Below are 26,251 nucleotides of genomic sequence, written 5' to 3'. Positions count from 1 at the left end.
CCGCGACGCGAACAAGTCGGTCGACATGTGCTGCGCCGCACTGTGACAGCGCCATCCTCCACCTCATGGCGACCATAGGGCCGGCTGCGCAACGGTTTCGATGCCAAGCTAGTAGGGCCTGCCCATACGGCTCTCCCACTTGATCTTTATTCCCCGACAATCCAAAAGAACATAAGAGCGACTCATGAGTTCGGACCATCAATCTGCCACTGAGTCGCGCCCGAAAAACGTGCATCGAGAAGGTGCGGCGCCTCCCCGACGACCCTGATTGCGTGCCGTCTAGCAAGGACAGTCGCTCACGCTGGTGCTGACTGTCAGCGAGGGGGGACTGCGGGCAACAGGGTTGCAGCGAACATGTTCTCGCCGTCCCACTGACGTTTCAAGGCGACCAGGCGTTCGGCGTTCGGCCCGTAGGCAGCATCGGCCTGCGCGCGTTGAAGGGGGCCCAGGAGGTTGGGGTAGCCACCCGGGAGGGAATGAGGTTGCAAATCGTCCAAGCACGCTTGGGCCCAACGTCTGTGCTCGGCACCGTCGCCCGTCTCCCAGGCGCCTATGATCTCGACCATGCGGTGCGGCACGCGGATGCCGAACGCCGTATCTGTCGGACCGACGCGGGTCGAGGCACCGTGGAAGTGGTGGAGTGAGATTGCGCTCGACTGACTGGTGCGTGTCGATCCCGCCCTCACCACCGCGTCGATGACGTTCGTCGACAGAGAGGCGATGTTGACAGTGCGCATCTCGTACCGGAGTGCCGGTGGGACGAGACTGTCGAGTAGGTGTAACTGGGCGCTGGGGGCCAGTGGGCCTACTTGCTGCAGCAACGGGCTGCCGAGTCGGCGCAACTCGCTGATCCACTGCTCGGCGTCGCGGGTGGTGCCAACCCAGGTGGGCGCCAGAAAGACTGTTGGCTGGCCATCGGCTCCGGAGATGACACCGCTCTGCACGGTGAGATGGTCGGGCATCGACCGCGACAGAGCTTCGTATCCTTGCAGGACGTCAGCCGCTTGTTGCCAAGGAAACGTAATGACCCCGGTGGTCACTTCGGCCCAGGCGTGCAGGCGGATCCGGATACGGGTCACCACGCCGAAGTTGCCGCCGCCGCCGCGCAGAGCCCAGAACAGGTCCGGTTCGATCGCTGAGTTGGTGGTGACGAGGCGCCCATCGGCGAGGACGAGATCGGCTTCAATGAGGTTGTCAACACCCATCCCGGCCACGCCGTTGATCGGACCGTATCCCCCGCCCAAGGTGAATCCGACCATGCCGACGTCTCCGACGGATCCCGTCGCGGCGGTCAGTCCGTGCAGTTCCGCGGCACGAACCACGTCGTTCGCGGTCGCCCCACCGTCGACAACGGCCTCGCGCTTCGTTGGGTCGATGTGGACTTCGCACATGGCTGACAGATCGATCACCAGGCCGCCGTCGTTGAGTGCCCGGCCGGCCCAGTCGTGCCCGCCCCCTTTGACGGTGACGGTCAGGCCGTGATCGCGGACGACGTGTACGACTAGTTGCACCTCCTCGGCCGAACGGGGCTGGACCACAACGGCTGGGCGCGCTGTCACAGCGCCATTCCATACGGCGACGGCGCCGACGTAAGGCTGCGCACCCGGCAGATGTACTCGACCGGGGAGGAGCCGCATGAGGTCCCTTAGCGCCCCTGGCGTAGGTCGGGCGTCGTCATCTCGGTATGTCGGTGCGTTGGCGGTCAAGGAAGATCCTCTCGAGTCGTTTATTTACATGCGATTACGGGGTGAGCAGTTCTGACTGACACGTCCAATGATCCCAACGTGCAGCTGTCTTGAAGCGTTCTGCACAGGCTCTCGTGCGGCGGGGTCACGTATTGACGGAGGAAGCCGGGGGCGAGCGCGAGCCCGGCGATCGCCGATCGTCGCCAGCCGGAATGTGCTCGGCCACGATGAAACCCATCAGGTCGTCGATCGCCGCGAAGGTGTCACCGACGCCGATCGCGATCTAGATCCGGTCGCCCTGCGTGCGACTCGGCAGCGGAGCAGCTACCGCTTCGGCCGGCGAACCGATCACCGGCAATCGACGTTATCGGAAGTGAACCAGTTGGATGGCATCCGACGGAGTCCCCGGAGCGTGAACTCTGGTGTGGGACTTCGACGGGGCGGCTGTCGGTTGCAGGACGAGGGATGCCTGCGCCTGTCGACCGGCAGTGCAGTAGACGGGAATCGGAGGATGCATGACACAGATTGACCAATCCAATGCGGCGGCGATGGAAGCTGTGGTGGCGCGGGCGCGCGCCGCAGTGCCTACGCTGGCGGCGTACGCTGAACAGACCGAACGTGCCTTGCGTATGGCGCCGGAGAGCGTGGCCGCAGCTGCCGAGGCCGGAGCGTTCGCATTGACCACGCCCCGCCGTTTCGGTGGCATCGATGCCGACACCGCGACCGCAGTCCAGGTGCTGATCGAACTCGGCCGCGGATGTGGCTCGACCGCCTGGGTGGCGGCGATTTCAGCAGGTGTGAAATACGGTTTCGCGCCCTTCATGGGCCAGGAGGCCCGCGATGAATTCTTCGCCGAACCCGATGTCCGGATATGCGGTTCCATGCTGCCCACGGGGCGATCCACTGAGGTCCCGGGTGGTTTGCGGGTGTCGGGCCGGTGGAACTACGCCTCGGGATGCGAAGATGCCCAGTGGGCCTTGCTCGCCGCCCCGGTGGTCGACGGCGATCGCGTCCGCAACCGGTCGGCGGGCGGCAACGAAATGGCGTTGGTCCGCACCTCCAGCCTTCGGATCGATCGGACATGGGATGTCGCGGGTCTGCGCGGAACGGGTAGCCACACCCTGGTGGCCGAGGACGTGTTCGTCCCGGCATCGCATGTAGTGCAACTCGACCTGTCAAACTCGGTGCCGACAGGCCTGCTCACGCGCCTGAACGCGTTGGGAAGCGCCCCCTTGTTCGGTGTCGCACAGGGCGCCCTGGACCTCGTCGGAGCGATCATGGCCACCCGGCGTCCGCCGCGATCGACTTACACGAACCTTGCCGAGATTCCCGCTGCACGAGAGACCTTCGCACGGGCGTCCATGCTGGTGGAGGATGCGCACCGACGTGTACTGCACGTCGCTGCTAGGGCAGACGCCGCCCTGCGCTCGGGCGGAGCCGAGCAGACCACCGTCAAAGAAGCGCAGATGCTGGTGGAAGTAATTTCTGCCCTGCGGCAGTGCCGACAGGCCGTTGAACTGCTGCTCGATTTACACGGGTCGAGCGGTTTCGCCGTCTCCAACCCGCTGCAGCGGATGTGGCGCGACTTGGCGATCGGCAGCCGCCACGGGGCTCTCACGCCTTATGTCGCGGCCGAAGACTATGCGCGTCGGCTCGTCAGTGCCGGATAGTCGGCGAATTACGGATGGCGCTGAAAAGTGCTGGTGCAAGGCTTACCGGGTAATCAACAGCCGCGCGGAGACTCTGCCATCGGCCAGCTGGTAGCGCCAGCCGCGAGGTCGCCGGCTCGCCCGTCGTTACCGGGCCCGCCTGTTGGCGATGCGATCCAGCCATTCGAACAACAGATCTCGTTCAGCGGCGGTCAGCGGTACTTCGTCATTGCCGATGGCTTGCCGGAGCGCCGTTGCCCGTCCGGCCAATGTGCTACGGGCTTTTCCCGCTCCCGAGGTCACCATGATGCTCGCAAGCGCGTTCTCCCGTGCTATGTCGCTCAACTCGGGGTCGCGCATTCGTGGGGCGACGGTCAATTGGGTGATGACGAATCCCACACCGCAGGATCGGAAAAGGTCCGTTGCGCGCTCGACACTCATGCGCAGCTTCCCTTCGTCGGCAATCCGGGCGATTGCGGTGTGCAGCATCGACACCGTTGTCTCCGCTGCCGCTGAAACAGGGCCACCCCGTCGCGGATGACCATAGATCAATGCGAAGCACTCGGGCTGCGAGAACCCGAACGCGACGAACAAGTCCCACAAGCGACGCAGATCGGCTACCGGGTCATCGGACTGTCTCAGCAACTTACGCTTCCGCGCGATATAGCCCTGCAGTATGTGGAGGGTGACGGCTTCGAGCAAGCCGTCCTTATCCCCAAAGCGACGGTAGAGAATTGGTGGCTGCGTGCCTGCGGCCGCCGCGACTGCCCGTGTGGACACCGCCTCTACACCTCCTGAGGCCAGGAGTTCGGCCGCGGCCTCCAGCAATCGGTCCGACGCAGATGTTCCCGTATCGATCGCCATGTAAAGCACGGTAACACCGATCCGGTAACGGTGATTGCGCCACCGGATTCAGACGCGGCCGAGTCCCGGAGGTCACGGTCTAGGTCCACCAATGATTGAGACGAACCGACGGTGAGTTGCGTTCGACTTGGCGGCGGGCCCTAGTCAGAGATGGCCAACAGTTAGGCATCCTGAGTGCTTGTGGGAGTATGCGCAAGCAGACTTCGAGACTATGTTATCGTCGGAAACGTTTCGAGAGAATCGTTGGTATCGATGGCATCGTCCCGCTGGCGCCAGCTGGGCGTCGGCTGATGCGCCGGAGCGCCTTGACGTGAGAGAACCTCGAATCGCAAGCGGAGGGGAATATCTGAGCCACAAAAATGACCGGACGGATAGCCGGACAATTGATAGGAGATGGTGTGGAAACTTTCAACAACACCGTGCGTGGTCTGATGGGCGCCGGTTTTGCCGCGGCTGTACTGCTCGGGCAGGGGTTCGTGACGTCCTCCGCGCGAGCCGACATGACGGGCCCCTTCGCCGCCTTGGTCGATGCCGCGGCTCAGCGATTGCAGACGGCGGCAGATGTGGCGGCGTCGAAATGGACGACTGGCGGCTCCATCGAGGACTCAGCCCGGGAACAGCAAGTGCTCGATGCGGTAACCGCGGCGGCGAAAGATCGTGCCGTGGATACGGCTTTCGTCGCCGGAGCCTTCCGTGACCAGATTGACGCGACGGTCGCCGTCGAATACGGCCTCTTCAGCATCTGGAAGACCGATCGCGCCGCAGCCCCGAGGTCGGCGCCAGACCTATCGGCCTCGCGCAGCGAGATTGATCGGCTCAATCGCGCCATCGTGGATCAATTCGCAGCCCAGTGGACGCTGCTGCAGGGACCCGGCTGTGCACCCACCCTGGCGGCCGCGAAAGCCGCTGTCGTTGAGAGTCGAAAGCTCGACGAGCTGTACCAGCGTGGATTGGACTACGCCACCCATTCCTACTGCCTTTAAACACGTTGGTGCGAAGGGTACCGGGCCGGGGCGCGCTTACCTGTCAGATGGCCATCTCGTCAGGGCTCGGGAAGCGCTGCTGGGGCTTTTGATTCTGCGCACAGCCGGTCAGGTGTTCCTCGCCCACGGCTACGGCCATTCGAGCATGGATGAGATTGCACTCGAGTGCGGGCTGGCTCGACGCACGTTGTACAACCACTTCGCCGGGTAAACAGCTGCCTCTTCGAGGCAACGATGACGCAGCTGTGGAACCGCATGCCGTTGGACGCCATTGTCGATGCGGCGAGTCAAGTGACTGAGGAGGTGGTGTACGGCATCGGCCGGGCGATCACCGACTTCTGGTCGCCGGCGGAAGCCGTGGCGTTCTTGCGGTTGATCATCTGGGAAGGCCCGCGGTTCCCCGAACTCGGCCACGGCCTGATGGACTGCGGTCGAAGTCCTGCGCGACGTGCGGTGAATGGCTATGTGCGACGACTCGGCCAGGATCGTGGCTTCCGCATCGATGACCCCGATCTGGCGACAACGCAGTTAATCGACGTCATACTGGGCGAGATGCTGGCGCAGCGCGGGTTACCTCATCGCTTGCACACCAGATCGACATGCATGGTCGTGTACTGCAGCACTTGTCCGGGCCCCATGAGCGTCCAACTGGCAGTCGGTGATGGCGGTTGCGGGCCGGTCACGGAGCGGCCCTGCCGGACTGCGCTGACCGTGCAATCGTCGATCGATCCGCTGCCCACGCGACTCACGATCACCCGATAACCCTCGCTCTCCAGTTGACTGATGGTCTCCTGGGCGGAGATCTCTGAAGACGGTGCGGCAGAAGCTGTTCCGCTGGCGAGCAGCCCCAAGCCAAGCCCCGCGGCGATCAAGCCCATGTGCACCAACACGTTTCTCACTGAACAGGTCTCCTTTGCCGTTCGGTTTGTCACCATCAACCCTATGGTCAGAATCAGCGAAATTGCCGAGACTCATAGAGAATCCACACCACCGGACCAGAACTTCTGGTGGAACTTCCTTGCCGCCCATCATGTCAGAACGTCGGCCAAGGTCGAATGGTGCTTGGCCAGAAGAGCTTTGGGCGCTGCTTGGCCTGCCTGCGCCGAATGGCCGATTGCCTCGGGATAGCGGACGACGGCGGCCGATTCGGTCACGCCAGAAGGGGGCGACGCCGGGTTCGTGACCTCGAGGCGTATCCCCGCCCCGACGCCGCTCCTGGAGCCCGGGCCGCTGCAGGTCAGCACCACGAAATGCGGCTTCATCCGACGGCGGAGACTGTGCCACACTGACTGAATGACGTCCTCAGATCGGCGCACCGATGCCTCACTGCCGGCGGCGGCGGCGGACCAGGACGCCGCCGAAGCGGCGGACCTGGTGGTCGCGGCGGCCGTCGGCGTGCAGCAGGTCAGCGCCACCGAACTCGGCCGGATGCTGCTGGCGGTCAACCGCAGCGTCGTCGACGAGGACGAACTGCTGAGCCTGCTGCAGAATCTCGCCCAGATCGCGCAAGAGGCCATTCCGGGAGCCGACAGTACCGGTGTGACCATCGACCTCGGCGGACACACGTACACCGCCGTACACACCGACCAGCGCACCCTTCGGGTGGACAGCGAGCAGTACGACAGCGGCGAAGGCCCGTGCCTGGAGGCCGCGCGGACCCGCCAGATCATGCTTGTCGACGCGGAGGAGGCAGCCGCCACCTGGCCGCAGTTCGCCGCCGCCGCCCGCGCCGAAGGCATCCGGAGCTTCCTGGCCGCACCGCTGGTGACCGCGGATCAGACCCTCGGATCGCTCAACCTCTACGGCCGATCCCGATCGGCGTTCGACAGCTTCGATGCCGAGATCCTGGACCTGCTGACTGAATCGGTGTCGCGCGCCATCGGCGACTTCGCGCGGTACCGGTCGGCCCAGGACGTCGCCACCGGCCTGCAGCGGGCGTTGGAGACGCGGGCACCGATCGAACAAGCCAAGGGCATGTTGATGGCCATTCATGGCATCGACGCCGACGAAGCCTTCGAGCGTCTTCGCCGCGAAAGCCAGAATACGAACATCCCGCTGCGTGCGGTGGCGCTCCGCCTGGTCGAGCGCCTCACGTCGGCCCCCGACGACGAAGCGGTCTGAGGCCGCCGGCCGTATCGGTCATTTGCGATCGGTAGCCGGCCCGACGGCCATCGCTCGCTTCATGACCACGATGAAGGCCGCCACATTCACGCTGATCGGCGCCGCGGCACTTGCTCCACACCGTCGGAACGCCGCTGTCGTCGTCACGGGGGCGCCGCCGTGGGCCCCGGTGCAGCGCACCGACACGGTGACCGTCCACGTGGTCGAGGCGGCCCCGACGGAGCCGATCCGATCACCGTCGTCGCCCACATCGAGACCTGCCGACTGCAGGTCCATCGGTGACGCCGCAACCGTAGTCCGGCGCGCCGTCACCCACCACCGGCGGCGCGGGCACCGGCTCTCCGGCCGAGCGGCGGGTGGCCAGCACCGAGCCGACCAGGATGAGCGCCAGCCCGGCCACGTTGAACACCGTCAGAGGTTCGGCGAGGATCACCACGCCGGCGGCCAGGGCCACCGCCGGGTTGACGTAGGTGAACACCAGGGCGCGGGTCGGGCCGACCTCGCGGATCAAGGCGAAGAACACGATGAAGGCGAGTGCCGTGCAGACCACGGCAAGCAGGACGGTCGCCACCAGCACGCGTGTACTGGGCATTTCGGTCGGCCACCGCAACGCCGCCGGCACGGCGTACACCAGTGCGGCTACGGCGAGACAGCTCGCGGTCAACGGCAAGGCCGGGACGCCGGTGAGGCGCCGCGCGGCGATCAGCGGGGCAATCGCATAACAGGTGGCCACCAGCAGCACCTGTGCGATGGGCCATGCTCCCCCGCCGGACAGACCCGGCCCCGCCAGCACGGCCACGCCGACGATGCCGACCACCAGTCCGGCCCACCGGCCGGCACCGAGACGGTGGGTACCTCCGGTGATCCGGTCCAGCACCGTGGCGATGATCGGTGACGCGGCGATGAGCAGCCCCGTCGTCGAGCTGCTGAGGTGGTGCTCGGCGTTGGAGAGCAGCAGCCACGCCGCGATGATCTCGAAGAAGGCGAAGGCCAGCAACGGCTTCCAATGCGCGATGACGCTTGCGATGTTGGTGCGGGACACCGCCAGCGGCAACAGCACCGCGGCGCCGATCAACGTGCGGGCCAGCACCAGCACGGGCACCGACAGTCCCTCCAGCGCAATCTTGATCAGTAGGTACGGGATGCCCCAGATCACGCTCATCGCCGCGAACAGCACCCAGCCGCGTGCGCTCACCGGTGGCCCGAACAGCGCAATGTTGCAACGGTCACCGGAACACTAAATCACCCGCCTCTACGGCACCCTCGCGCTGGTCGTGCCCCTGGTCGGGGTACTGCTCGCGATGGTGCAGGGCCGGGCCACCGAAATCTGGACCATCGTCGCGATGGTGTTGACGGCGGCCGCCGGCGGCCTGCTCGCACTGCAGATCGCACCCCGACAGCTCGAGGCACTCGACGCGCCGCAGGCCGCTGCCGCGTTGCGGCGGCTCGGCATGCTGGCCGGCATCTTCAACCTGCTGTAGGCGATCGTCGTCGTCCTCACCATGATGAACGTGCGGTGGGAGGCGAGGAGCCGATGAGCTTTCGCCACTTCCTGAAACGGCCGCCGGCGGTCAGCGCATCCGAGGCGGTCCGGTTGGTGGCCGAGGGGGCGCTCGTGGTCGATGTCCGTCGCGAGTTCGAATGGAATCGGGTGCACATTCCTGGCGCCGTGCACATTCCGCTGGAGGCGCTTGCCGCAGCGCTGGCTGGAGTTGCCGGAGGACCGGATGCACATTACCTTCTGCGCCGGCGGCCTGCGCTCGGCGGGTGCGGCGAACCTGTTGGTAGAGAACGGCTTCGAGGCGGTGAACATGAGCGGTGGGCTGATCCAATGGCGCGCCGCCGGAGGGCAGCTCACCACCAGGGTGTGAGGTAGCACACCGGTGTGCGGCGGTTTCAGCGCCGCCGACACGAGGTACCACGGGTGCTCGCCACGGCGATGGCCTGCGGCGATTTTCCGGCCCAGCCACATGTGCACACACCGATGAGAAAGCGTTCTCCCTTGCCACCGATCGATACACCCGATGCCGTCGTCATCGGAACCGGACGCAACGGCGTCACCGCAGCGGCCGCCCTGGTGGCCGCCGGCTGGGACGTCACCATGCTCGAAGCCGACGGCCGGACCACGGCCGTGGCCGCCTCGATGCGACGGCTCCTTCCGGGACGACGATCGGTCTCCACCGCGGCGCACAAGTTGCGATGCTGACCGGCGGGTTTGACGACGCCGCGACAGGGTAGCCACACCGCATGTCGTCGCTGTGGACCACCGACCGTATCGAGGCCGCGACACCGGCACCGGCTCTGACAGCCACACCGGAAGCCGCGGACGTGATCGTCGTCGGCGCGGGTTTGACCGGCCTGACCACGGCGGTCTTGCTGGCCCGCGCCGGCAAGCGGGTGACCGTGGTGGAAGCCCGGCACATCGGCGCGGGCGCCACCGGGAACACCACCGGCAAGGTGACCCTGCTGCAGGGCAGCAAGCTGGCCCGCCTCGCGGCCAAACACGGCACGTCGGTGCTGGAAGCCTATGTCGCGGGCAACAAGGAAGGGCGAGACTGGCTGCTGCGCCATTGCGCCGACCATGGCCTGTCGACGCAGCGCGAGGACGATCACGCCTACGCCCAGACCGCCCAGGGCCTGCCGACCGTGCGAGCGGTGTTCGATGCCTGCCGCGGCGGCGGTCTGGATCCCGAGTGGCTGGATTCGGCCGACGTTCCCTTCCCGTTTGCCGGCGGTGTTCGGCTACGCGACCAGGCCCAGATCGACCCGATCCCCTTCCTGGACAGCCTGGTGGTGGAACTAGAAACACACGGCGGCACCGTGCTGCAGGGCGTGCGCGCCACGTCGATATCCGGCACCGGACCGCTGCGGGTGGATCTGCGCATGAGCCATGCCGCCGACGACACCCGGGACCGACACTTCTCCGTCACGGCCGACCGCTGCGTCCTGGCCACCGGGACACCCATCCTGGACCGGGGCGGCTTCTTCGCGCGTCTCAAGGCGCAACGTTCGTACTGCATGGCTTTCGACGTTCCCGGGGACATCACCCGGTCGATGTACATCTCGGTGGACTCCCCCACCCGATCGGTGCGCTATGCCCCCAGCCCTGAGGGTGACAAGCTGATCGTGGCCGGCGCCGGCCATCCGGTGGGCCGCGGTGGTGACGAGGCCGCCGCCGTCGACGAACTCGCCCGCTGGGCCGCGGTGCACTACCCGGGCGCGGTCCAGACACATCGCTGGTCTGCGCAGGACTACCACCCCGCCGCCGAACTGCCCTACGTCGGACCGCTGCTGCCGAAAACCGACCGCATTTTCGTCGCGACCGGATTCGACAAATGGGGCATGACCAACGGGGTGGCGGCCGCACTGGCGCTGTCCGCGCGCATCCTCGGCGGGCGGATGGATTGGGCGCAAGCGTTCGGCAGCTGGAGCACTCACGAGCTGGCCGGGCTCACCACGGCGGTCAAGGACAACGTGGAAGTCGGCATCAATCTCGCGAAAGGCTGGTTGACGCCGGTCATTTCGAGCGCATCGGCACCACACGACAGTGGCGGTGCGGTCACGTGCCCGTTGTGGAGGCCACACGCCACCTCTGTGGTGGACGGGAGCCGGCGCACGGTGTCGGCAGTCTGCCCGCACCTCGGTGGCATCGTGGGGTGGAACAACGTCGACCAGGCATGGGAATGCCCGCTGCACGGTTCACGCTTCGCGCCCGACGGCTCGTTACTGGAAGGTACTGCTACCAAGGGACTTTCGCCAATCGATGATGCGCCGCGCGGCGCGGAAGGAGCCTCAGATGCGAGCGGTGAGCTGGCAAGGAAAACGGGACGTCCGCGTGGAGACCTTCCCTGATCCGAAGATCCAGGAGCCCGGCGACGCGATCATCGAAGTCACCTCCACCAATATCTGCGGTTCCGACCTGCACCTGTACGAGGTCCTCGGGGCATTCATGCGGCCGGGTGACATCCTCGGACACGAACCGATGGGCATCGTGCGCGAGGTGGGCGCCGACGTGACGAACCTCGCGGTCGGAGACCGTGTGGTGATACCGTTCCAAATCTCCTGTGGCAGTTGCTTCATGTGTGACCGGCAGCTGTACACCCAATGCGAAACCACCCAAGTGCGCACACACGGTACCGGGGCAGCCCTGTTCGGCTATTCCGAGCTCTACGGTTCGGTGCCCGGTGGGCAGGCCGAGTTCCTGCGCGTGCCGCACGCAGCATTCACCCACATCAAGGTGCCGGAGGGACCGCCGGACAGCCGCTTCGTCTACCTGTCCGATGTGCTGCCGACCGCTTGGCAGGCCGTCGCCTACGCCGACATTCCCGACGGCGGTACCGTGGCCGTCATCGGGCTCGGCCCCATCGGTGACATGTCGGCCCGCATCGCGGCGCAGCTGGGCTACCGGGTGATCGCCGTCGACCTGGTTCCGGAACGGCTGGCCCGGGCGGCCGCACGGGGCGTCGAGGTGATCGACGCCGGCACCACGGATGCGCCGATCGGCGAGGTCATCCGGTCCCGGACCGACGGACGCGGTGCCGACTCGGTGATCGACGCGGTGGGCATGGAGGCACATGGCTCTCCGGTCGCAAAAGCCTTGCAGCAGATGACTGCACTGCTTCCCGACGCCGTGGCAAAGCCACTCATGCAGAAGGCCGGGATCGATCGGCTGGACGCGCTGTACACCGCCATCGACGCGGTGCGCCGTGGCGGCACCATCTCGATCATCGGGGTCTACGGCGGCGCCGCCGATCCCCTGCCGATGTTGACGCTGTTCGACAAGCAGGTGCAGTTGCGGATGGGGCAGGCGAACGTGAAGCGCTGGGTGCCCGACATCATGCCGTTGCTGGTCGACGACGACCCCTTGGGCGTCGAGGATTTCGCCACTCATGTGCTGCCGCTCGAGCAGGCGCCGTGGGCTTATGAAGCACTGCAAAAGAAGGAACACGGCGCGGTGAAAGTCGTCTTGCACCCGTGATGCTTTGATATGAGGTCGCTTAGAGATAGCGGCCGGTGGCGCACATCTGCGGCATCGTGGAACACATGATCGAAATGTTGACCGCGGGAGCGGCGAAAATTCTTGTCGGAGTGGGCACCTTCATGGGTGCGGACACGCTGCCCCTCAACGACCCGAGCGCTCCGCCCGGTCCGGCCGCGGTATCCGATGCCGGGCCGGGCGGCGCGGTGGTGTTGCCACCCCACGTGCCGGCCGATCTGGCGCCGCGACCTGCGGCCGGCAGCCCGAACCAGCATGTGCCCACCATCGTGATCCCGCGCGAACAGTCGGTCGGCGGGGCGAACCCGCACATTCCGTACGGGACGAATCCCCTTGTCCCGTACGGAACCTGGACGCCCTGAGCGCTACAGCCCCATGTTCTTGGCGATGATCATCTTCATCACCTCGCTGGTCCCCCCGTAGATGCGGCTGACCCGGTTGTCGGCGTAGAGCCGGGCGATCGGATACTCGTTGATGTACCCGTACCCACCGTGCAGCTGCAGGCAGCGGTCGATGACGCGGGAGGCGACATCGGTGCAGAACAGCTTGGCCGAAGCGGCATCGGCCGGGGTCAGCTCGTCGAGATCGTGTGCTTCCATGGCCCGGTCGACAACGGCCTCCATGGCATCCACATCGGCCTGGCATGCGGCCAGCTCGAACTTGGTGTTCTGGAATGACGCGACGGGCTTGCCGAACACCGTCCGGTCCCTGGTGTACTGCGCGGCGAACCGCACCGCGGCCTTGGCCTGGGCGTAAGCGCCCACGGCGATGCCGAGGCGTTCCCGCGGCAGGTTCTGTCCGAGGTAGGAGAATCCCATGTTGACCTCGCCGAGCACATCTTCGACGGGCACGACCACGTCGGTGAAATTCAGCTCGGCGGTGTCGGACACCCGCAGGCCCAGCTTGTCCAGCTTGCGGCCGACCTGGTACCCGGCGGACTTGGTGTCCACCACCAGCAGGGTGATGCCGAACCGGCGGTCGTCTTCGCGCGGCGGTGCGGTGCGGGCGCACACGATGACCCGGTCGGCGTGCACGCCACCGGTGATGAAGGTCTTCGAGCCGTTCAGCACGTAGTGCGTTCCATCACCGGAAGGCTTTGCCGTGGTGCGTATTCCGGCCAGATCCGAGCCGGTTCCTGGCTCGGTCATCGCGATCGCGAACATCGTCTCGCCACTGAGCATGCCCGGGTACCAACGCTGTTTCTGTTCCTCGGTGGCCAGTGCCTTCAGGTAGGGCAGGCACAGGCCGACGTGCACGCTGGAGCCGCCGAAGGACACGCCGGCGCGGGCACACTCCTCGGTGATGATGGCCTGGAACTTGTACGAGTCGAGCCCGGCGCCGCCGTATTCGGTGGGGATCTCGATCCCGAAGATGCCCAGTTCGCCGAGTTTGTAGTAGAAGTCCCGGGGCGCGATGCCGTCTTCGAACCATTTGTCGTAGACCGGCACGACCTCGGATTCGATGAACGCGCGGATCATCGATCGGAAGTCCTCGTGCTCTTCGGTGAAAACGGTCCTGCGCATCGGTGTCTCCTCTGGGCTGGCGCCCAATAGCGAACAGTGTTAGCTTATGTCCACCAGTTTAAGCTAACGGTGTTAGCCAAGGCAAGGTTGCCGGGAAGTGAGGCGCGTCATGGGACGGCCGCGCGTGCCCCTGCTCAGCCGCGAGCGCATCCGCGATGCGGCGCTGGAGATGATCGACCGGGACGGTCTGGACGGGCTGTCCATGCGCAAGCTGGCGACCGCGCTGGGGGTGCAAGCCGCGTCGCTCTACAAGCACTACCCCACCAAGGACGACGTGCTCGACGATGTCGCCAGCCGGGTGGTCAGCGACGTCGAAACCACCGCCTTCGACGATGGCGCGGACTGGCCGGCCGGGTTGGCCGACTGGGCCCGCTCGTACCGGGCCGCACTGGCCGCCCACCCCAACCTGGTGCCCTATCTGGCGGGTGGCATCGGCCGCCGCGATGCCAGCCTGCGGATCGCCGACGCCGTGCACGGTGGACTGGTGGCTGCGGGGTGGCCGCCCCGGGACGCCACGCTGATCGGCGCGGCCACCCGATCACTGGTGCTGGGATCCACCGTCGGGTCGTTCTCCCAAGGGTTCGCCGACGACGTGCAGGTCTACCGGGACCGCTATCCGCACATGCACCAGGCGCACCTGTTACGCGGCAAGGCCGACGAAATCGACACGGCCAGTTTCGAACTGGCGCTCACCGCGTTCATCGACGGGCTGAAGATGCGGTTCGGCGCGATCGGTGCACGCCGGCAACGGCGCCGGACCCTGGTCAAGCCGGTGTCCGGGGATTCGGCTCCGATCGCCTGAGGACGGACTTCCCGGTGGACGTGTCCGGCCGGGAAACTCCCGGTTCAGGGGCGGAGCCGGCGTCCGCCCGGGACCCGGTTCCGGCCACCCACGACTGCTCATGACGGAACTGTGCCGCAGGTCGGGCCCGGTGTCGGTGGTGTAGCGCGGCGCCGCCCAGCTGGAGTCGCTAAGCTGGCGCCTTCCCCTGCTGGGGTCACCAGTGAGGAGAGGAGCGCCGATGGCGGACACCGCCACACCCAAGCCCGGGCACATCCGGCTGACCTCGCACAGTGGTGGTTCGGCTGCGCTGCCGATCCGCTGGGGTGCCGCCACCGCCGCCGAACGCGGACCCGTGGTCGGCACCACCGGTACCCGGGCCCACCGCAACGTCATCGGCACCCACAGCGGTTCCTACAGCGTGTACCGCGCGCTGGCGGTGGCCGCGGGTGCCTTGTCGCGTGCCCACCGCGCGGACCTGACCAACACCGCCCCCACCGACCTGATCGGCCCATACGAACAGTGGGGCGACGCGGACAAGATCGTCAGCCTCGATCCCTGGGGCGCGACCGTCGCCGACGTCTTCGCCGCCGAATTGGCCGCCGGATTCGACATCCGTCCGACCATCGCGGTGACGAAGGCGCACGTCATCCTGCCCGAGATCGCCGACGCGATCGCCAAGGGCAGGTTGCGCCCGGACGGCCGACACCTGCTCGAAGGCGGTGCCGCAGTGGTGACCAAGGTGGCGTTGGAACCCGTGTGGTATCTGCCCGGCGTGGCGGCCCGATTCGGATGCAGCGAGACCGAACTGCGGCGCGTGCTGTTCGAGGAAACCGGCGGGATGTACCCGGAGCTGGTCACGCGCGGTGACCTCGAAGTGTTCCTGCCGCCCATCGGAGGGCAGACCCTCTACATCTTCGGTGCGGCACGAGATCTGGCCGACCCATCGGTCGAGCTGACCGCGCGGGTTCACGACGAGTGCAACGGCTCCGATGTGTTCGGGTCCGACATCTGTACCTGCCGCCCCTATCTGACACATGCCATCGAGGAGTGCATCCTGGGTGCTCAGCGCGGCGGCGTCGGACTGGTCGCCTACTCACGCAAGGAGGGCCGGGCGCTGGGCGAGGTCACCAAATTCCTGGTGTACAACGCCCGCAAACGTCAAGAGGGCGGTGACACCGCCGACCAGTATTTCGCCCGCACCGAATGCGTGGCCGGCGTGCAGGACATGCGCTTCCAGGAATTGATGCCGGACGTGCTGCACTGGCTGGGCGTCCGCAAGATCCATCGCCTGGTGTCGATGAGCAACATGAAATACGACGCCATCACCGGGTCGGGCATCGAGGTCGGCGAACGGGTCAACATCCCCGACGAACTGGTGCCCGCCGACGCCCGGGTGGAGATCGACGCCAAGATGGCCGCCGGCTATTTCACCCCCGGTGACATCCCCGATGCCGACGAACTGCGCAAGGTCAAGGGTCGGGGGCTCGACGGGTGACCGACCCGATTGCCGAACTGCGCACCACCGCTGCCATCCGCGAGCGCGCCCGCTTTCTGCTGGCCCGCGCCCGCGCCGGTGAGTCGGCCTGGTTCACCGTCGACGACGACGCGTTACCGGCCACCGCCGCCGAGGTCGCGACGGTGACCCGGAGCCGCTACCCCGATCTGGACGTTCCGTTCCACAGCCGGTGGCGCCACTTCGAGGCCGGCGGGATCACGCGGGTCGCCGGGCTGGACGCCGCCGCGATGATCGATCTGACGGTGGTCAGCGTGCTGCTCGACGCCGGCGCCGGAGCGCAGTGGCGCTACGCCGAGCATGCCACCGGACTGTCGTTCACCCGCTCCGAGGGATTGGGGGTGGCCAGTTGGCATGCCTTCACCGACGGTGTGTTCTCCGGCGATCCCGATCACCCCCTGCGTGCCGACGCCGCCGGGCTGCGCGCCATGACAACCGAGGCACTGGCCGCGGCCTTCCAGGTCGCTCCCGACAATCCGCTGGTCGGTCTGGACGGCCGGGCTCGGCTGCTGCGCCGGCTCGGTGCCGCGCTGGCCGACAACGCTGCGGTCTACGGGCCGGACGGGCGCCCGGGTGCGATGTTCGATGCACTCGTCGGGCCCGACAAAGCGGTGTCCGCGCATGCCATCCTGTCGGTGTTGCTGTCCACCCTGTCCAGCGTCTGGCCGTCCGGGAACACGATCGGCGACCAGGCACTCGGCGACGTGTGGCGACATCCCGCGGTGCCCGGCCCCGGCGCGAGTGCGGGCTGGATGCCGTTCCACAAACTGTCGCAATGGCTGACCTATTCACTCCTGGAACCGTTCGGGTGGGCGGGTGTCCGGGTGACCGGTATCGAGGAGCTGACCGGCTTGCCGGAATACCGCAACGGCGGTCTGCTGATCGACACCGGGGTACTCGGCTTGCGGGATACGGCTGTCACCCAACGTGATTGGTCCGTCGGCGACGAGCTGGTGGTGGAGTGGCGGGCACTCACCGTCGCGCTGCTGGACGAACTCGCCCCGCTGGTACGCACCGAACTGGGCGCCGACGTGCCGTTGGCGTGCGTCCTGGAGGGCGGCACCTGGCAAGCCGGCCGCGCCACCGCACAGCGGCTGCGCGGCGGTCTTCCCCCTTTGGCCATCATCAGTGACGGGACGGTGTTCTAGACACATGACGGGTGTGCACGTGATCGACCACCCTCTGGTACAGCACAAGCTGACCTTGCTGCGCAGGCACGACGCCTCCACCAACAGTTTCCGCACCCTGCTGCACGAGATCGCGACCCTGATGACCTACGACGTCTTGCGGGACATCCCCACCCAGGAGGTCCAGGTGCAGACCCCGCTGGAAGTCACGACCGGGCGTGTCATCGACGGTAAGAAATTGGTGTTCGTGTCCATCCTGCGGGCGGGCAGCGGCATTCTCGACGGGATGCTCGATGTCGTGCCGGGCGCCCGGGTGGGTCATATCGGCCTTTATCGCGACCCGAAAACGCATATCGCCGTTGAGTATTACTTCAAGATGCCCAGTGACCTGCACGAGCGGGACATCGTCGTGGTAGATCCCATGCTCGCCACCGGCAACTCGGCCATCGCGGCGGTCGACCGGCTCAAGGAGTACTCCCCCAGGTCGATCAAGTTCGTCTGCCTGCTCACCTGCCCGGAAGGTGTGGCGGCGCTGCACGGCGCCCATCCCGATGTGCCCATCTTCACCGCCGCCGTCGACCGTGCCCTCGACGAGCACGGCTACATCGTGCCCGGCGCCGGCGATGTCGGTGACCGCATCTTCGGGACCAAGTGAGCGTCATGCCCGGCCGCCAAGGTACCGATCAGCCAGCAGATCTTCGCACCCCCGGCCCCCGACGAGTTCGCCGGCCAGCTCACCATCGGTACTGAGTGGGCCGATACCGAGAACATCAAGAAACTTGTCGACACGTTCAAAGATTCTGCCGTGCAACAGTTCCTGGCCACGGACCCGAACGTCAAGAACATCCTGCTGCCGCTGTAGGGGCACCGAACCAGGCCGCCAGCCGGTCGGCCAGGCCGGGCTGATCGTCACCCGTCCAGACGATGTGCCCGTCCGGGCGCAACAACACCGCGCCGGCGTCCAGCTCCGGAGCGCTGTCGGTGACGTGATCGACCCGGTCGGCCCATCCGGCCACCGACAGTGCACCGGTGGGGTCCAGCAGCAGGCCGCGGCCGTGATGGGTGAGATCGAACAGCCGTCCCCGCCCGACGGGCATGTCCCGCAACCGGCGTCCCCACCTGTGGTCGCCGACGTCGTAGCGCACGCCGATGGCGGTGATCTTCTCGACCAGGTAGCGGTTCACCTCGTCGAAGTCCATCAGCTCTGAGATCAGCCGGCGCACCGCCTGCGGGCCCGCGGCGGTGGACATCAACTCCATCTGCGCGCGCGAATTGTTCAAGACGTCGGCGGCCACCGGGTGCCGCTCGTCGTGATAGGTATCCAGCAGGCCCGCCGGTGCCCAGCCCCGGATGTGTGCGGCCAGTTTCCAACCCAGGTTGAACGCATCCTGGACACCCAGGTTGAGTCCCTGGCCACCGGCGGGTGGGTGGATGTGCGCCGCGTCGCCGGCCAGGAACACCCGCCCGCAGCGGTAGCGCTCGGCCTGCCGGGTGGCGTCACCGAAGCGCGACAACCACCGCGGTGCATGCGCCCCGAAGTCGGTGCCGGCGACCGCCCGGAGCTGCTGCCGGAATTCCTCGAGTGTGGGCGGCACCCCACGGTCGTCGGTCAGCCCGGCCGCCGGCACCACCACCCGGTACACACCGTCCGTCCCGGTGAGGAGTCCGGCACCGAACCGCTTCTGGGTCTGCCGGATCCGCTCCACCGTCGCGGTGATGACCTGCGGGTCGGCCGACAGTCTCATTTCACCGAGCAGGGTCTCGGCGCTGGCCGGCTCGCCGGGAAAGGCGATACCGGTCAGGCTGCGCACCGCGCTGCGCCCACCGTCGCAGCCGACCAGGAAAGCGGCCCGTTGCTGCGTCCCGTCGGCCAGGTGCGCCGTCACCCCATCGACGTCCTGCGCCAGCCCCACCAATTCGACGCCCCTGCACAGCTGCGCGCCGAGCTGTCCGGCCCGGTCGCCCAGCAGCCGTTCGATGACCGGCTGCGGAATACCCAGGGTGTACGCATGCGCGGTGTCCAGTCCGCTGGGCGCCGGTTTGTCGATGGCCGCGAAGAACCCGCCGGCCGGGAATGTCCGCCCCAGCTCCAGGAAGCGCTCCAGCACGCCGCGCTGGTCCATGATCTCGGTGCTGCGCACATGCAACCCCAGTGCCCGCACCACCGGGGTCGGCGCGGCCGCCTTGTCCAGCACCAGCACCCGCACATCGTGCAGGCGCAGTTCGGCGGCCAGCATCAATCCGGTCGGCCCCGCACCGATGATGATCACGTCAAACATGCAATCCCCCAATCCAATCGGCCTGTCGAACAGGCATGGAGGGACGATTGTGCGACACACCGGGGGCCTTGCGGCAAGCCCCCGGGTCGGCTATATCTTGAAAGGGGCGGGGGAAATCTGCTTCCGGAAGTACACCCGTCGATATCCGTTCTCGGTTCGACGTGCGGTCTCCTGGTAGCCCTGCCGGGGGTAGTACGCGAGGTTCTCCGACATCGCCTCATTGGTGTAGAGCCGCACCTCGGCCAGCCCGAGTTCGCGGGCCCGCGACTCCGCCCGCCGCAGCAGCCGCGCGCCGTGACCGCGGCCCTGCGCTGCGGGATGCACGGCGACGGTGTCGATCAGCACATGGTCGTCGTGGTACTCGATCACCAACACGGCGTGCAGCCCGCCATCGTGCTCGATCACCCAGACCCGCGAATCATCAAGTGCCGCGGTGAAATCAGTGTCCATGGGCGCGGGTCGGCGCCCGATCCGGTCGACGTACTTCTCGAACGCCTCCGCGACGACACGGTTGACCGCGGTGTGATCGGCGCCGGTGGCCGGCCGGATGGGTGCAGCGTCCATCGGGCCACTCTACGTGGCTACCGGCCTCGAGTCGGTTGCGCGGCCGTCGACGCCGAGGACGACGGCCGCGTCGACGGCCGCTCGATGATCGTCGAATTCCGGCCTCCGACACGGTAACTGGCCCCGCGGTGCTCCTCGGGGAGCCGGTCACCCTTGCCGTTGAGCTTGTTGCGCAACGTGCCGGGTGTGTACTCCTGCTGGTAGGCGCCGCGCGCGGTCAACACCGGCACCACATGCTCGACGAAATTGGCGAACGAACCCGGGGTGATCGCATAGGCCAGGTTGAAGCCGTCCACGTCGGTCTCCTCGACCCATTCCTGCAACGTGTCGGCCACCCGTGCACCCGAACCCACGATCCGCGGGCCCATCCCACCGATCTTGCCCCATTCGGCGATATCGCGGACGGCCCACTCGCCGCCGTCCGGGTCGGCGGACTGGAAGGCCTTGACCGCAGACAGGATGGCGTTGGAGTCCACGTTGCCCACCGGTTCGTCGAGCCCGTAGCGGGACAGGTCCACGCCCATCCAGCCGGACATGAACGTCAGCGCACCCTCGGGGTCGCCGTAGGACAGGTACTCGGCGTGCTTGGCGTGTGCCTGCTCGTCGGTCGGGGCGGTGATGATGGTGGACAGGTTGAAGATCTTCGCCGAGTACGGATCGCGCCCGGCCAACTCGAGCTCGGACCGGATGGTCGAAACAGTCTCGCGCAGCAGCGCTTTGGTGGGCGCCGCGGTGAAGATGGCTTCGGCGTTCTCGGCGGCGAAGCGCACGCCGCGCGGCGACGAACCGGCTTGGTAGATCACCGGCGTGCGCTGCGGCGACGGTTCGGCCAGGTGCACGCCCGGCACGCTGAAGTGGGTGCCCTCGTGGCCGATGTGGTGCACCTTGTCGGGGTCGGTGAACACCCCGCGTTCCCGGTCGCGGATCACCGCGCCGTCCTCCCAGGAACCCTCCCAGAGCTTGTAGAGCACCTCCAGGTACTCGTCGGCATGGTCGTAGCGGGCATCATGGGCCGGCTGATCGGTCTGGCCCATGTTGCGGGCGGCGGCCGGCAGATAACCGGTGACCACATTCCATCCGATCCGTCCGCCGGTCAGATGGTCCAGGGTGGAGATGCGGCGGGCGAACGGATAGGGGTGTTCGAATCCGGTTCCGGTGGTGATACCGAAGCCCAGATGCTGGGTGACCAGTGCCATCGCCGAAACCAGCAGCAGCGGGTCGCCCACCGGGATCTGCGCGGCCTGCCGGATGGCGGCCTCGTCACTGGCGCCGTACACGTCGTAGGTGCCCAGCACGTCGGCGATGAACACGCCGTCGAATCTGCCGCGTTCCAACAACTTCGCCAACTCGGTCCAGTACTGCAGATCCTTGTAACGCCAGGACTGGTCCTGCGGGTGCCGCCACAGACCGGGCGACTGATGGGCGACACAGTTCATGTCGAAGGCGTTGAATCGAATTACGCGGGTCACGCCGGAAGCCTCCCCGAGATCGGATCCGCGGTCACCGGTTGCATTCAGCGTGCGCCAATCGAGCGCCAGCCGATCCCCTACGCTGTGCACATGGCACGCGGCACACCCGCCATCGGTTGGTTCTCGTTGACGGCGGCGCTCATGGTGTCGGCCTGCGGCACACCCACCGTCGTCAACACCGGCGAACCGCACACTCCGGTGGCCACCCCCGCGGCGCCACCGGGATTGCCGCCGTATGCCACCAACGCCCACCTGGCGAACGCCGACGAGTTCTACGCGACCTCGGGTGACCAACAGGCGTACTACTTCGCCACCCCCAGCGGGCGGTGGCACTGCGCCATCGTCGCGCACGCGCAGGCCGGATGCCAGGCGGCCAGCTCCACCGCATTGCCGATCACCGGGGCGCCGACGGCGGTGCCGGCCGCCGACGGCACCCAGGTGAAGCCCACCGCGCTGGTAATCGACCGCACCGATGATGCGCAATTCGTTGCGCTGCAAGGCGACCCGTTCAGCCTGCAGCCCGGTCCGGCGGCCACGCTGCCGTTCGGCACCGTGCTGGCCGTCGCCGGGTTCCGCTGCAACGTGCAGGAGGCGACCGGCGTGTCGTGTGGCAGTGAGTCCAGCGGCAAGGGATTCACCTTCGCCGCCGACGGTTACCAGCTGACCTACACCGACGTTCCGCAGGCCTGACCACCGCATCGCCGGGCGGGCGGGCCGAGCCGACGTAGGTGTTCATGCCACGATGGGGATCGTGAGTGATATCCGGCCCTTCCGCATCGCCGTTCCCGACGACGACCTCGACGACCTGCGGCGCCGGCTGGCCGCCACCCGCTGGCCGGAGGCCGAATGCGTCGACGACTGGAGTCAGGGCGTCCCCCTGGCCTATACCCGGGAACTGGCCAGGTACTGGGCGCAGGACTACGACTGGCGGGCACGCGAGGCCGCACTCAACCGCTTCACACAGTTCATCACCGAGATAGACGGCCTCGATATCCACGTCATCCATCAGCGCTCACCGCACGCCGACGCGCTGCCGTTGCTCATCACGCACGGCTGGCCCGGGTCGGTGGTCGAGTTCCACAAGGTGATCGGCCCCCTGACCGACCCCACTGCGCACGGCGGCCGCCCCGAGGACGCCTTCCACGTGGTGTGCCCGTCGCTGCCCGGCTACGGCTTCTCCGGTAAACCGACCTCGACCGGCTGGGGCGTACCGAAGATCGCCGAAACCTGGGACACGCTGATGCGCCGGCTGGGGTACGACCGCTACGGCGCGCAGGGCGGGGACTGGGGTGCGGCGGTGACCACGCAGATCGGGCGCAACGGCGACAACGGGTGCCTGGCCATCCACATCAACATGCCGATCGGTCGCCCGCCGGCCGCCAGCGTGGAGTCCCCCACCGAAGAGGACCTCGCCGCGTTCGCCGTCCTCAAGGAACACCGCACATGGGGCACCGGCTACTCCAAGCAGCAGTCCACCCGGCCGCAGACGCTGGGTTATGGCCTGGTCGATTCACCGGTGGCCCAACTGGCGTGGATCGTCGAGAAGTTCTGGGCGTGGGCCGACTGCGACGGACACCCCGAGAACGTCCTGACGCGCGACGAAATGCTCGACAACGTGATGCTCTACTGGATCACCGGCAGCGGCGCCTCGTCGGCTCGGCTGTACTGGGAGAGCTTCACCAGTTTCGGGGCAGGCGAGCGTGTCGAAAAACCCACCGGCGTCGCGGCTTTCCCGAAGGAGATCACGCGGACCCCACGCAGCTGGTGCGAGGACGGCTACAACATCACCCACTGGACCGCCATGCCGCGCGGTGGTCACTTCGCCGCGTTCGAGCAGCCCGACCTGTTCGTGGCCGACGTCAGGAGCTTTTTCGCGACGGTCCGCTGACCAACCGGTACGCGCCGTAGAGCAAGGCCGCGACGGCGAAGTTCACGAAGTAGGCGATATCGGCACCGTGCCAGGCCACGGCGATCGGCCCCTGCAGCAGCGTGGTGTTCATGAACGGGATGGCCGCCGCATAGGAGACGACGAACACCACGAGCGCGGCCAGCGCGTCGCCGCGGCCGGTCGGCTCGGCGGTGACGTCGACGGTGAGGGTGGTGCGGCCCCTGGTGCGCAGCAGCCAGTCGATGACGACGATGGCGACGAACGCCGGGATCCAATAGCTGACGAGCAGCAGCACGTTCTGGAATCGGGTGGCGGTGTTGCCGCCGTGCAGCCACAAGATGAGCGCGAAGGCCACGACGGTGACCAGCGCGGCCGAGTACGGCCGGCGCATCCGCACACCCAGGGTCTGCAGGGCCAGCGACCCGCTGTAGTCGTTCATCACGCCGGATCCGATCGAGGCCAGCGCGATGATCAGCAACGCCAGCGCACCCAGGACGCCCCCGCCCATCACGTCGCGGACCCCCGCGGCGGTCTGGTCGCCGATCACCCCGGCCGCCGCGATACCGATGGCCTGGACGAAGACATAGGCCAGCACGACACCGCCGAAGGTGTAGCCGAACACCTTCGGTCGGGATGACTGTGCGGGCAGGTAACGGCTGAAGTCCGCGGCATAGCTCGCCCATGAGATGGACAGGCTGAGCGCGATGGTCACCTCGAAGACGAACGCGCCGACCAGATCGGGGCCGGCCACCGTCGCCGCCGTCACCACGTCGTGGCCGGCCACCAGCTTGACCGCGAACACCACGAACGTCACCAACAGCACCACCGTGAGGACGGCCTGCAGGCGGTGGATCAGTTCATAGCCGAAGAATCCGACGGCGCCCTGGACCGCCAACACGATCAGCACCGCGGCCCAGAACGGGATGCCCAGCAGCACGGACAACGCCTCGCCCCCGAAGAGCCCCACCAGGGCGTCCCAGGCGATCGACGACAGCCATTGCAAGGCGGCAGGCAGGGCAACACCGCGCCCGAACGCCAGCCGCGACGCGGGAAGCTGCGCGGTGCCGGTGCGCGGACCCCAGGTCGAAAGATAGCCGACCACGAGCCCGCCGAGCACGGTGCCGATGATCATCGCGATCAGGCCGAGCCAGAATCCCAGCCCCAGGGTGATGGCCAGGGTCCCGGTGAACACCCCGGTCATGTTGACCTGCGGTGCGAACCACACGGTGAACAGCCGCCCCGGGGTGCCGTAGCGACGGTCGGCCGGCACCGGGGCGATGCCGTGCGTCTCCACCGACAGATCGCCGGCGCCGCTGGGCGTGCGGCCGGTGAACGGTTCGGCATCGAGTCCGCGGAACGTGCCTGTGGTCCCACTTGTCATGCGACCATTCGATCACGGTCGAGAACAGCGGCCTCACGCCTCACCACCGACGACGGGGTTTGAACCCATCGGCGCGGCGGATTCTGCCGATATTTGGCATCTTGCCTATGGATTCCATTGTCAAAATGTAAATTCGTTGCGGAATCGCTTGCGAAGACCCCGACGATGGACCAAGGTTGGGAGCGCATCGATCATGACGCTGAGGGAGGACGGGCTCTGACCGGCACAAATATCACCGCCGCTGGCAACGCGACGGGCGAGGACGGAGCCGCCATCGAGAAGGCGGCCCCGGTCATCGAGATCGACCACGTGACGAAGCGCTTCGACGACTACGTCGCGGTGGCCGACGCCGACTTCACCATCGGTTCCGGGGAGTTCTTCTCCATGCTGGGCCCGTCGGGGTGCGGCAAGACCACGACGCTGCGGATGATCGCGGGATTCGAGACGCCCACCTCCGGGGCGATCCGCCTCGAGGGCGTCGACGTCTCCAAGGTTGCGCCGCACAAGCGCAACGTGAACACCGTCTTCCAGCACTACGCTCTGTTCCCGCACATGACGGTGTGGGACAACGTGGCCTACGGACCGCGCAGCCGCAAGAAGTCCGAGCGCAAAGACACCGCTGAGATCAAGCGCTCGGTCGACGAGATCCTGGAGATCGTCCGGCTCACCGATTTCGCCAAGCGCAAGCCCGGCCAACTCTCCGGCGGCCAGCAGCAGCGGGTGGCGCTGGCCCGCGCGCTGGTCAACTACCCCAGCGCGCTGCTGTTGGACGAACCGCTGGGCGCGCTGGACCTCAAGCTGCGCCACGCCATGCAGTTCGAACTCAAACGCATCCAACGCGAGGTCGGGATCACCTTCATCTACGTGACCCACGACCAGGAGGAGGCGTTGACCATGAGTGACCGCATCGCGGTCATGAACGCCGGCAACGTCGAGCAGATCGGCTCCCCCACCGAGATCTACGACCGGCCCGCGACGGTGTTCGTCGCCGGGTTCATCGGGCAGGCCAACCTGTGGGCCGGCCGCCAGACCGGGCGTGCCAACCGTGATTTCGTCGAGATCGAGGTGCTCGGGTCCACCCTGAAGTCCCGCCCGGGTGACACCGCCATCGAGCCGGGCGGCCAGGCCACCCTGATGATCCGACCCGAACGGGTCCGGGTGTCCACCGAAGCCCCCACCGGTGACGTGGTCTCGGTGCCGACCACGGTGCGCGACATGACCTTCCAGGGTCCGGTGGTGCGGCTGGCCGTGGTGGCCCCCGATGATTCCGTCGTCGTCGCCCACGTCGGCCCCGAACAGAATCTGCCCCTGCTGAGGCCCGGTGACCAGGTGTTCGTCAGCTGGACACCGGACTCCTCGCTGGTGCTGCCGGCCGCCGACATCCCCACCACCGAGGACCTCGAGGAAATGCTCGACGACTCCTGA

26 protein-coding genes and 2 pseudogenes are annotated in these 26,251 nt (G+C 67.0%); 19 read left to right on the top strand and 9 right to left on the bottom strand.

The genetic code is table 11. The features are described from left to right. Positions 1-314 precede the first annotated feature (314 nt). Positions 315-1,637: an FAD-binding oxidoreductase gene (locus AWB94_RS20975; protein ID WP_062657068.1), complete on the bottom strand. Its 1,323-nt coding sequence runs from the start codon at positions 1,635-1,637 to the stop codon at positions 315-317. A gap of 563 nt (positions 1,638-2,200) precedes the next feature. On the opposite strand from AWB94_RS20975, the gene AWB94_RS20970 reads away from it, so the two are divergent. Continuing rightward, a complete protein-coding gene (locus AWB94_RS20970; RefSeq protein ID WP_062657069.1) occupies positions 2,201-3,355 on the top strand; it encodes an acyl-CoA dehydrogenase family protein in 1,155 nt (384 codons plus the stop codon). 126 nt (positions 3,356-3,481) lie between these two features. Here AWB94_RS20970 and AWB94_RS20965 read toward each other — a convergent pair whose 3' ends face one another. After that, entirely contained in the window at positions 3,482-4,198 is a 717-nt protein-coding gene (locus tag AWB94_RS20965; protein ID WP_062657239.1) for a TetR/AcrR family transcriptional regulator, read from the bottom strand. Between the two features lie 398 nt (positions 4,199-4,596). Between AWB94_RS20965 and AWB94_RS20960 the strand changes: the two genes are divergently transcribed. From AWB94_RS20960 to AWB94_RS20945, 4 genes are all read left to right on the top strand, one after another. After that, the gene (locus AWB94_RS20960; protein ID WP_234811819.1) at positions 4,597-5,181 is read left to right on the top strand and encodes a chorismate mutase; all 585 of its coding nucleotides are present in this window, start codon (positions 4,597-4,599) and stop codon (positions 5,179-5,181) included. Between the two features lie 165 nt (positions 5,182-5,346). Then, positions 5,347-5,943 carry a TetR/AcrR family transcriptional regulator C-terminal domain-containing protein gene (locus AWB94_RS35210; protein WP_165605332.1) on the top strand — a complete coding sequence of 199 codons (597 nt, stop codon included), beginning with the start codon at positions 5,347-5,349 and terminating at the stop codon, positions 5,941-5,943. Positions 5,944-5,964: 21 nt separating this feature from the next. Beyond that, entirely contained in the window at positions 5,965-6,309 is a 345-nt protein-coding gene (locus AWB94_RS35205; RefSeq protein ID WP_165605333.1) for a hypothetical protein, read from the top strand. Positions 6,310-6,474: 165 nt separating this feature from the next. Beyond that, a complete protein-coding gene (locus tag AWB94_RS20945) occupies positions 6,475-7,302 on the top strand; it encodes an ANTAR domain-containing response regulator (protein ID WP_062657071.1) in 828 nt (275 codons plus the stop codon). 18 nt (positions 7,303-7,320) lie between these two features. Here AWB94_RS20945 and AWB94_RS20940 read toward each other — a convergent pair whose 3' ends face one another. Next, the gene (locus tag AWB94_RS20940; RefSeq protein WP_062657072.1) at positions 7,321-7,551 is read right to left on the bottom strand and encodes a hypothetical protein; all 231 of its coding nucleotides are present in this window, start codon (positions 7,549-7,551) and stop codon (positions 7,321-7,323) included. Beyond that, positions 7,535-8,497 (bottom strand): DMT family transporter, encoded by a 963-nt coding sequence (locus tag AWB94_RS20935; RefSeq protein WP_084395179.1) that lies wholly within the window; start codon positions 8,495-8,497, stop codon positions 7,535-7,537. Before AWB94_RS20935 ends, AWB94_RS20940 begins: the two co-directional genes overlap by 17 nt. Before the next feature lie 79 nt (positions 8,498-8,576). Between AWB94_RS20935 and AWB94_RS34270 the strand changes: the two genes are divergently transcribed. The 6 genes and pseudogenes from AWB94_RS34270 to AWB94_RS20905 all read left to right on the top strand — a co-directional run bounded on the left by AWB94_RS34270 (position 8,577) and on the right by AWB94_RS20905 (position 12,660). After that, positions 8,577-8,783 (top strand): hypothetical protein, encoded by a 207-nt coding sequence (locus AWB94_RS34270; RefSeq protein ID WP_062657073.1) that lies wholly within the window; start codon positions 8,577-8,579, stop codon positions 8,781-8,783. A 53-nt stretch (positions 8,784-8,836) separates the two neighbouring features. Then, positions 8,837-9,173, top strand: a pseudogene (locus AWB94_RS20925) (rhodanese-like domain-containing protein). A 131-nt stretch (positions 9,174-9,304) separates the two neighbouring features. Then, a complete protein-coding gene (locus tag AWB94_RS20920; protein WP_062657074.1) occupies positions 9,305-9,508 on the top strand; it encodes an NAD(P)-binding protein in 204 nt (67 codons plus the stop codon). Positions 9,509-9,549: 41 nt separating this feature from the next. Then, positions 9,550-11,154: an FAD-dependent oxidoreductase gene (locus AWB94_RS20915; protein WP_084395180.1), complete on the top strand. Its 1,605-nt coding sequence runs from the start codon at positions 9,550-9,552 to the stop codon at positions 11,152-11,154. Further along, on the top strand, positions 11,099-12,280 hold the full coding sequence (locus AWB94_RS20910) for a zinc-dependent alcohol dehydrogenase (protein ID WP_062657075.1): 1,182 nt from the start codon (positions 11,099-11,101) through the stop codon (positions 12,278-12,280). The genes AWB94_RS20915 and AWB94_RS20910 overlap by 56 nt, the downstream gene beginning before the upstream one ends. Positions 12,281-12,345: 65 nt before the next feature. After that, positions 12,346-12,660 carry a hypothetical protein gene (locus tag AWB94_RS20905; protein ID WP_131805307.1) on the top strand — a complete coding sequence of 105 codons (315 nt, stop codon included), beginning with the start codon at positions 12,346-12,348 and terminating at the stop codon, positions 12,658-12,660. 3 nt (positions 12,661-12,663) lie between these two features. Here AWB94_RS20905 and AWB94_RS20900 read toward each other — a convergent pair whose 3' ends face one another. Continuing rightward, on the bottom strand, positions 12,664-13,821 hold the full coding sequence (locus tag AWB94_RS20900; protein ID WP_062657077.1) for an acyl-CoA dehydrogenase family protein: 1,158 nt from the start codon (positions 13,819-13,821) through the stop codon (positions 12,664-12,666). A gap of 109 nt (positions 13,822-13,930) precedes the next feature. Between AWB94_RS20900 and AWB94_RS20895 the strand changes: the two genes are divergently transcribed. The 5 genes and pseudogenes from AWB94_RS20895 to AWB94_RS35880 form a co-directional block, all read left to right on the top strand. Further along, positions 13,931-14,623, top strand: a complete 693-nt coding sequence (locus AWB94_RS20895; RefSeq protein ID WP_062657078.1) for a TetR/AcrR family transcriptional regulator — start codon at positions 13,931-13,933, stop codon at positions 14,621-14,623. 220 nt (positions 14,624-14,843) lie between these two features. After that, the gene (locus tag AWB94_RS20890; RefSeq protein ID WP_062657079.1) at positions 14,844-16,100 is read left to right on the top strand and encodes a GTP cyclohydrolase II; all 1,257 of its coding nucleotides are present in this window, start codon (positions 14,844-14,846) and stop codon (positions 16,098-16,100) included. Then, positions 16,097-17,266: a URC4/urg3 family protein gene (locus AWB94_RS20885; protein WP_062657080.1), complete on the top strand. Its 1,170-nt coding sequence runs from the start codon at positions 16,097-16,099 to the stop codon at positions 17,264-17,266. The genes AWB94_RS20890 and AWB94_RS20885 overlap by 4 nt, the downstream gene beginning before the upstream one ends. A 4-nt stretch (positions 17,267-17,270) precedes the next feature. Next, the gene (gene upp, locus AWB94_RS20880; protein ID WP_062657081.1) at positions 17,271-17,900 is read left to right on the top strand and encodes a uracil phosphoribosyltransferase; all 630 of its coding nucleotides are present in this window, start codon (positions 17,271-17,273) and stop codon (positions 17,898-17,900) included. 12 nt (positions 17,901-17,912) lie between these two features. Then, positions 17,913-18,107: pseudogene (locus tag AWB94_RS35880) on the top strand (MetQ/NlpA family ABC transporter substrate-binding protein); the annotation flags it as partial. Here the strand turns inward: AWB94_RS35880 and rox are convergent. The 3 genes from rox to AWB94_RS20860 form a co-directional block, all read right to left on the bottom strand. Next, on the bottom strand, positions 18,082-19,524 hold the full coding sequence (gene rox, locus AWB94_RS20870; RefSeq protein WP_062657082.1) for a rifampin monooxygenase: 1,443 nt from the start codon (positions 19,522-19,524) through the stop codon (positions 18,082-18,084). The pseudogene AWB94_RS35880 and the gene rox overlap by 26 nt on opposite strands. 90 nt (positions 19,525-19,614) lie before the next feature. Beyond that, the gene (locus AWB94_RS20865; protein WP_062657083.1) at positions 19,615-20,088 is read right to left on the bottom strand and encodes a GNAT family N-acetyltransferase; all 474 of its coding nucleotides are present in this window, start codon (positions 20,086-20,088) and stop codon (positions 19,615-19,617) included. 17 nt (positions 20,089-20,105) lie between these two features. Next, on the bottom strand, positions 20,106-21,557 hold the full coding sequence (locus AWB94_RS20860) for an LLM class flavin-dependent oxidoreductase (RefSeq protein ID WP_062657241.1): 1,452 nt from the start codon (positions 21,555-21,557) through the stop codon (positions 20,106-20,108). Positions 21,558-21,647: 90 nt separating this feature from the next. Here AWB94_RS20860 and AWB94_RS20855 point away from each other — a divergent pair, with 90 nt between their 5' ends. Beyond that, positions 21,648-22,247: a hypothetical protein gene (locus AWB94_RS20855; RefSeq protein ID WP_062657084.1), complete on the top strand. Its 600-nt coding sequence runs from the start codon at positions 21,648-21,650 to the stop codon at positions 22,245-22,247. 70 nt (positions 22,248-22,317) lie between these two features. Beyond that, complete coding sequence (locus tag AWB94_RS20850; RefSeq protein ID WP_062657242.1) at positions 22,318-23,445, top strand: epoxide hydrolase family protein; 1,128 nt, start codon at positions 22,318-22,320, stop codon at positions 23,443-23,445. Here AWB94_RS20850 and AWB94_RS20845 read toward each other — a convergent pair. Further along, positions 23,417-24,826: a purine-cytosine permease family protein gene (locus tag AWB94_RS20845; protein WP_062657085.1), complete on the bottom strand. Its 1,410-nt coding sequence runs from the start codon at positions 24,824-24,826 to the stop codon at positions 23,417-23,419. The genes AWB94_RS20850 and AWB94_RS20845 overlap by 29 nt on opposite strands. 165 nt (positions 24,827-24,991) lie before the next feature. On the opposite strand from AWB94_RS20845, the gene AWB94_RS20840 reads away from it, so the two are divergent. Beyond that, the gene (locus AWB94_RS20840; RefSeq protein ID WP_084395181.1) at positions 24,992-26,251 is read left to right on the top strand and encodes an ABC transporter ATP-binding protein; all 1,260 of its coding nucleotides are present in this window, start codon (positions 24,992-24,994) and stop codon (positions 26,249-26,251) included.

It is taken from the genome of Mycolicibacterium canariasense, assembly GCF_002101555.1.
Taxonomy (GTDB): Bacteria; Actinomycetota; Actinomycetes; order Mycobacteriales; family Mycobacteriaceae; genus Mycobacterium; species Mycobacterium canariasense.
Note: the sequence above shows the minus strand (reverse complement) of the source record. Positions and strands in the feature narration are given on the sequence as shown.